The following is a 6,461-nucleotide window of genomic DNA, read 5'->3' on the forward strand; positions in this document are numbered from 1 at the left end:
TCTCCGTGCCCTCGGTCGGCCGGTGGTACATCCACGACAGCAGGCCCAGCGCGAACATGTTCTTGCTCCGCTCGGCCTCCTTCCGCGACAGCCCGAACTCCTTCAGCGCCTCCACGGTGAGGGTCGTGAGCGGCACGGGATGGACGTTGTACGCCTCCAGCGTGCCGTCCTCCAGCGGTGAGGTCTCGTAGCCGACCTTGGCCATGGGGCGCTTGGTGAACTCGTCGGTATTGACGATGATCTCCGCGCCGCGCGGCACGTCGGCGAGGTTCGCCTTGAGCGCGGCCGGGTTCATCGCCACCAGGACGTTCGGAGCGTCACCCGGCGTGAGGATGTCGTGGTCGGCGAAGTGCAGCTGGAAGGAGGAGACGCCCGGCAGGGTGCCGGCGGGCGCCCGGATCTCGGCCGGGAAGTTCGGGAGGGTCGAAAGGTCGTTCCCGAACGACGCCGTCTCCGACGTGAACCGGTCACCGGTGAGCTGCATACCGTCACCCGAGTCACCCGCGAAACGGATGATCACCCGATCGAGGCGGCGGATCTCCTTGCCGTCCGAGCCTGCGCGCGTGCGCTGTCCACCGACAACAGCCCCTTCTGCGCCATCGGCCTGCTCGGCTGGGCTACTGACCTGGCTGGTCACTGAACTGGACCTCCTTCGAGAGGTTTGTCCCCAAGGTCAACCCTACGTCGGTAAGGATGGCCTTCCCTGGATCTCTCACATGGTGGACTTCGGCATGGGACGGCCGCGCGACGCCTACCTGACAGTCTGTCAGATGCCCTGTCGGTTACTCATGAGTTCAGGTAGGTGAGAACGGCCAGCACACGCCGGTGGTCCCCCTCGCTCGGGGAGAGGCCCAGCTTCATGAAGATATTGCTCACGTGCTTCTCCACGGCGCCGTCACTGACCACGAGCTGCTTCGCGACGGCGGAATTCGTCCGTCCTTCAGCCATCAGGCCCAGTACCTCGCGCTCGCGGGGGGTCAGGCAGGCCAGCACGTCCTGCTTGCGGCTGCGGCCGAGCAGCTGGGCCACGACCTCGGGATCCAGGGCCGTACCGCCCCGGGCCACCCGTACGACGGCGTCCAGGAACTCCCGTACGTCGGCCACCCGGTCCTTGAGCAGATAGCCCACCCCGGTCGTGGAACCGGCCAGCAGTTCGGTGGCGTAGCGCTCCTCCACGTACTGCGACAGCACCAGGACGCCGATCCCCGGATGGTCCGCGCGCAGCTGCACGGCCGCCCGTACGCCCTCGTCCGTATGGGTGGGCGGCATGCGTACGTCGGCGACGACCACGTCCGGCAGCTGCCCCTGCCCCGCCAGGTCGGCCACCGTCTTGAGCAGGGCTTCCGCGTCCCCGACGCCGGCCACGACCTCATGCCCCCGGTCGGTCAGCAGCCGGGTCAGGCCTTCGCGGAGCAGCACTGAATCCTCGGCGATGACCACCCGCACCCTGTCCTCCACGACGCCCCTGCCCCCGTTTCCGTTCGAACCGCGTGATCGGCACTTGCGTGCCAAGCATGCCGGTCCTGGGGCGGAAGCGGGGGCTCCGGGAGTGATCGGGTGGACGGCGGGGCGGGCCCGGGCCGGGCGGGCGGGGCCGCGCGGGGCTGCCGGGGCGACGGGGCCCGGGCGGGTGGCTCGGGCCCGGGGGCCAGGCCCGGGGTGGCCGGCAACGGCCCGGGTCAGTCCCGCCAGGGCAGTTCGGCCGTCACGGTCGTGCCGCCGCCGGCCGGGGAGTCGACGACGAGTACGCCGTCCACGGCGCCGAGCCGCTCCACCAGCCCGGCGAGGCCGCTGCCCGCCCCGGAAGCCGTCGCTCCGCCGCGGCCGTCGTCGGAGACCTGGACCATCAACCGGTCGCCGGACCGCCACACCTCCACCGCGGCGCTGCGCGCCGCCGCGTGCTTGGTGACGTTCTGGAGCAGCTCGGACACCGTGAAGTACGCGATCCCCTCGATCGCCGCGGCCGGCCGGCGCGGCAGGTCCACGTGCACCCGCACCGGCACCGCGCACCGGGACGCCACGGCCGACAGGGCCGCGTCCAGCCCCCGGTCGGTCAGCACCGCCGGGTGGATGCCCCGGGCCAGGTCCCGCAGCTCGCGCAGCGCCAGCTTCACCTCGCCGTGTGCCTCGTCCACCATGCGGGCGGCGGCCTGCGGGTTCTCGGCCAGCCTCTCCTTGGCGAGCCCGAGGTCCATGGCGAGCGCGGCGAGCCGGGCCTGGGCGCCGTCGTGCAGGTCCCGTTCGATGCGCCGCAGGTCGGCCGCGGCGGTGTCCACGACCACGCCCCGGTCCGCCTCCAGCTCGGTGACCCGGCTGTCCAGCCGGGACGGCCCGAGCAGCCCGACGACCAGGAACCCGTCGACGGCGACGAGGCCGCGGACCACCCACGGGGTGGCGAGGGTGACACCCAGGCCGATCAGGCTGGTCAGGGCTACCCGGACGGGGTTGTCCAGGTAGTAGATGTAGTCGTCGTTCTGGACCAGCTGGAGGCCCGGCTGGTCGGTGAACGCCGGGAAGACCCAGTGGTAGAGGGGGTACAGCAGCATGCTCCAGCCCACCGTCCACACCACGACCGCCACGCAGAAGGAGAACACCGCCCACGGGAAGTGGATCACCGAGTAGAGCGCGTGCCGCCAGGCGCTTCCGTTCTTGAGCAGCGCCGCGACCCATCCCACCGGCCCGGGCTTGGCGGGCCGCACGGGCGCCGGATCGGCGACGGCGAGCCCCAGCAGGCCCCGCGCCCGGGCCCGCTCCACCAGGCCGAAGCCCCGGAGCATGGCCAGCACGCCCGCGAGCAGCGGCACCCCGACGAAGGTCACCAGCAGACCGGCGGCGAGGCTCAGCCCGCTCACGGCGAGACTGAAGTACAGGACGCTCAGCGGCATCCCCAGCAGTACGTAGGCCAGCTCGCGCCAGGCCCGGCCTTCGACCGGCGCCCGCAGCGCCCGCCCCACCCTCGCCGCCGTGTCCATCACCCTCACCCCGTCCTCCGGACCCGTCCGGATCGGCTCTGCTCCCTACGCCTCCCACCCTCCCGGTCGGCACCCCACCGGGACCATGCGGCGGGTCGGCGTCCGGGGCGGGGGGTTATCCCCACCCCGGGGCGGGGGCCGGGCGCAGGGGGTGGCCTGGGCCGGGGGCCTGGGGGCCTTCCGACGAGGGGGAGCGCCGGGCCGGCCGCCGGCTGCGGGGAGCGCCGCAGGGGGCGTCGCCCGGGGCTGAGGGCCGGCTGCGTGGAGCGCCGCGGGGAGTGCGACGGCCGGGGCCGGTCCGCCCGAGGCCGGCCGCAGGCTAGGAGCGCCGTACGGAGCGGGCCGCGGTCGGGGCAGCCGGGCCGGCCGGGGTCCGGTCGCGCCACGGGAGCTCCGCCGTGACCGTCGTACCGGCGCCCTCCGGGGACTCGACCACGAAGACCCCGTCCACCGCGTCGAGCCGTTCCATGAGCCCCGCCAAGCCGCTGCCCGCCCCGGAAGCCTTCGCTCCGCCGCGCCCGTCGTCGGAGACCCGCAGCAGCAGGCGGTCGCCGGACCGCCACACCTCCACCGCGGCGCTGCGCGCCCCCGCATGCTTGCTGACGTTCTGGAGCAGCTCGGACACCGTGAAGTAGGCGATGCCCTCGATCGCCTCCGCCGGCCGTGCCGGCAGGTCCACCTGCACCCGTACCGGCACCGCGCACCGCGAGGCCACCGACGACAGCGCCGCGTCCAGCCCCCGGTCGGTCAGCACCGCCGGATGGATGCCCCGGGCCAGGTCGCGCAGCTCCTGGAGGGCCAGCTTCACCTCGCCGTGGGCCTCGTCGACCATCGCCGCCGCCGCTTCCGGGTCCTCCAGCAGCTTCTCCTTCGCCAGGCCCAGCCCCATCGCCAGCGCCACCAGCCGGGCCTGGGCGCCGTCGTGCAGGTCCCGTTCGATGCGCCGCAGGTCGGCCGCGGCGGTGTCCACGACCACGCCCCGGTCCGACTCCAGCTCGGCGATCCGCCGCTCCAGCGCGTCGGACGGCGACAGCAGGCCCCGTACCAGGGCCCGGTCGACGTTCGCCAGCGCGCGCACCACGTACGGCAGCACCGGCCACAGCACGATCGGTCCGACCAGCGCGACGGTGAAGGCCAGCAGCCCCCACGGCAGCCGCACCAGCTCGTACAGCGCGCTCCGCCACGCCACCGGGTCCCTCAGCGAGGCCCACAGCCACGCGAGGAACCCGCCGGCCCGCTGCGGACCGGGAAGCGGAGTCGGCTCCTCCACCCCCACCCCGAGCAGCAGCCGGGCCCGTCCCCGCTCGAACCGCCCGAGCTGGCGCGACCCCCACAGACCACAGGCGAGCAGCGGCAGGCCGACCACCGTCACGGACAGTCCGAGGCCGACGGAAATCATGAACAGCGTGTAAACAAAACCGATGATCGACATCGGGAGATCGGACAGGAGGTGACAGATTTCCTTGCACGTCTCCACACTGAAGACAGGGCGTACCGGCGGAGGCCGGTCGCCGTCGAGGGCCTGGTTCGTCGCGGTCATGACCGACAGCCTGCCAACCGCGCCCGACCTCGTGCCATGGGGTGCCCTTGTCCACGGGAGGGGGGATAACCCCACCCGGTGTGAGGCAGGCCCTAGACTCCCGTGCGTAACAGATCGTCGACAGTGGGCAGGGAGCGAGGAACGGACGTGCCCGACCAGGCGGTATCGACCGCAACCGTGCTCGCGGCGGACTACTTCCGAAGCTATTCGGTCGTCGGCCTGCTCGCGGTTCTCGGCGTGCTCTTCGTGGCCGTGGCGTTCGGCGCGGGCCGGCTCCTGCGACCCGTCGCGCCCACCCCCGAGAAGCTGCTGACGTACGAGTGCGGTGTCGACCCGGTGGGCGAGGGCTGGGCGCACACCCAGGTCCGCTACTACGTCTACGCGTTCCTGTACGTCATCTTCGCCGTCGACTCGATCTTCCTGTTCCCGTGGGCGACGGTCTTCGCCGCCGCCGGCTACGGCGCCACGACCCTGGTCGAGATGTTCATCTTCCTGGGCTTCCTCGCCGTCGGCCTGCTCTACGCGTACAAGAAGGGCGTCCTCGAATGGACGTGACACCTGCTGCGACACCCGGCGCGGCACCCTCTGGGACATCTGCCGGGACCTCCGGTGGGACATCCGCGGTGACCCCCGTCGAGGGGCAGGTCGTCGGCGAGCCCCAGCTGCTGCCGGAGCCCAAGCGCCTGGGAGTCCTCTCCCGCCTCGCCCCGGAGCCGATGAAGGTGGTCCTGAACTGGGGCCGCCGCTACAGCCTGTGGGTGTTCAACTTCGGCCTCGCCTGCTGCGCCATCGAGTTCATCGCGGCGTCGATGGCCCGGCACGACTTCATCCGGCTCGGCGTGATCCCGTTCGCGCCCGGGCCGCGACAGGCAGACCTCATGATCGTCTCCGGCACGGTGACGGACAAGATGGCCCCGGCGGTCAAGCGGCTGTACGAGCAGATGCCGGAGCCGAAGTACGTCATCTCCTTCGGCGCCTGCTCCAACTGCGGCGGGCCCTACTGGGACTCGTACTCCGTCACCAAGGGCGTGGACCAGATCATTCCGGTCGATGTCTACGTACCGGGCTGCCCGCCCCGCCCCGAGGCGCTGCTCCAGGGCATCCTCAAGCTCCAGGAGAAGATCGCCCGCGAGTCGCTGGCCGAGCGCTACGCCGGCACGTCGCCGTCGGTGGCCCAGCTCACCAGCGATCTGGTGAAGGGCCCGGGCGCATGACCAACCTGTACGACTCCCTGCCCGACGCCGCCTCGGAGATCTTCGGCGCGGAGGCGGTGGCCACGGCCGCGTACGACGTCCTGACGGTCGACGTGCCGGTGGGCTCGTGGATCTCCTCGCTGGAGATCGCCCGCGACAAACTGGGCTGCACCTACTTCGACTGGCTGAGCGCGGTGGACGAGCCCGGCACGGGCTTCCGGATCTGCGCGCACGTCGTGGCGCTGGAGGGCCACCGGGTCCGCCGGCTGCTGATGCGTACGACGGTCCCGCACACCGCGCCCTCGCTGCCGTCCGCGGTCGCGGTGTACGCGGGCGCGGCCTGGCACGAGCGCGAGACGTACGAGATGTTCGGCGTGGCCTTCACCGACCACCCGAACCTCGTCCCGCTGCTCCTGCCCGAGAACTTCGAGGGCCATCCGCTGCGCAAGGACTTCGTCCTCGCCGCGCGGGTCGCCAAGGCCTGGCCCGGCGCGAAGGAGCCGGGGGAGGGCGCGGAGTCCGAGGGGCCCAAGCGGCGCACGATGCTGCCGCCGGGCGTGCCCGACCCCAACGACTGGGGCCCGCTCAAGGGCCAGCTCCCGCCGGCCCCGACCCGCCCCGCCCGCACCCCGCGCGCCGCGGGCGCAACCCGCACCCCGCGCGAGGGCGCCCCGGTCCGCCGCACCCGCACGACCACGGAAGGCTCGGCAAGCCAGGCCGCGCCGACGCCGGAGGCCACGGCCGCCACCGAAGCCC

At 72.7% G+C, this 6,461-nt stretch carries 7 protein-coding genes; 3 read left to right on the forward strand and 4 right to left on the reverse strand.

Annotated elements, in window-relative coordinates:
• From GPJ59_RS31920 to GPJ59_RS31935, 4 genes are all read right to left on the reverse strand, one after another.
• Nucleotides 1-637, reverse strand: a 637-nt coding sequence (locus tag GPJ59_RS31920) for a 2-oxoacid:acceptor oxidoreductase family protein (RefSeq protein WP_219671405.1), incomplete at its 3' end; no start/stop codon positions are given.
• 149 nt (nucleotides 638-786) lie between these two features.
• On the reverse strand, nucleotides 787-1,446 hold the full coding sequence (locus GPJ59_RS31925) for a response regulator transcription factor (protein ID WP_308120598.1): 660 nt from the start codon (nucleotides 1,444-1,446) through the stop codon (nucleotides 787-789).
• Between the two features lie 233 nt (nucleotides 1,447-1,679).
• On the reverse strand, nucleotides 1,680-2,972 hold the full coding sequence (locus tag GPJ59_RS31930) for a sensor histidine kinase (RefSeq protein WP_219671407.1): 1,293 nt from the start codon (nucleotides 2,970-2,972) through the stop codon (nucleotides 1,680-1,682).
• Nucleotides 2,973-3,291: 319 nt separating this feature from the next.
• Nucleotides 3,292-4,512 carry a sensor histidine kinase gene (locus tag GPJ59_RS31935; RefSeq protein WP_219671408.1) on the reverse strand — a complete coding sequence of 407 codons (1,221 nt, stop codon included), beginning with the start codon at nucleotides 4,510-4,512 and terminating at the stop codon, nucleotides 3,292-3,294.
• A 147-nt stretch (nucleotides 4,513-4,659) separates the two neighbouring features.
• Here GPJ59_RS31935 and GPJ59_RS31940 point away from each other — a divergent pair, with 147 nt between their 5' ends.
• The 3 genes from GPJ59_RS31940 to GPJ59_RS31950 all read left to right on the forward strand — a co-directional run.
• Nucleotides 4,660-5,067: an NADH-quinone oxidoreductase subunit A gene (locus GPJ59_RS31940; RefSeq protein ID WP_219671409.1), complete on the forward strand. Its 408-nt coding sequence runs from the start codon at nucleotides 4,660-4,662 to the stop codon at nucleotides 5,065-5,067.
• Nucleotides 5,058-5,726 carry an NADH-quinone oxidoreductase subunit B gene (locus GPJ59_RS31945; RefSeq protein ID WP_308120597.1) on the forward strand — a complete coding sequence of 223 codons (669 nt, stop codon included), beginning with the start codon at nucleotides 5,058-5,060 and terminating at the stop codon, nucleotides 5,724-5,726. The genes GPJ59_RS31940 and GPJ59_RS31945 overlap by 10 nt, the downstream gene beginning before the upstream one ends.
• Nucleotides 5,723-6,461: NADH-quinone oxidoreductase subunit C (locus GPJ59_RS31950; protein ID WP_219671411.1), on the forward strand; the 739-nt coding region annotated here is incomplete at its 3' end. The genes GPJ59_RS31945 and GPJ59_RS31950, both read left to right, overlap by 4 nt.

Origin of the sequence: Streptomyces bambusae, from assembly GCF_019400985.1 — a bacterium.
In the GTDB taxonomy this organism is placed as follows: domain Bacteria; phylum Actinomycetota; class Actinomycetes; order Streptomycetales; family Streptomycetaceae; genus Streptomyces; species Streptomyces bambusae_A.

Excerpts from the sequence above, each read along its gene's own strand:
- GPJ59_RS31945 (WP_308120597.1), top strand. The coding sequence starts at position 5,058 with ATGGACGTGACACCTGCTGCGACACCCGGCGCGGCACCCTCTGGGACA.
- GPJ59_RS31930 (WP_219671407.1), bottom strand. The coding sequence starts at position 2,972 with ATGGACACGGCGGCGAGGGTGGGGCGGGCGCTGCGGGCGCCGGTCGAA.
- GPJ59_RS31935 (WP_219671408.1), bottom strand. The coding sequence starts at position 4,512 with ATGACCGCGACGAACCAGGCCCTCGACGGCGACCGGCCTCCGCCGGTA.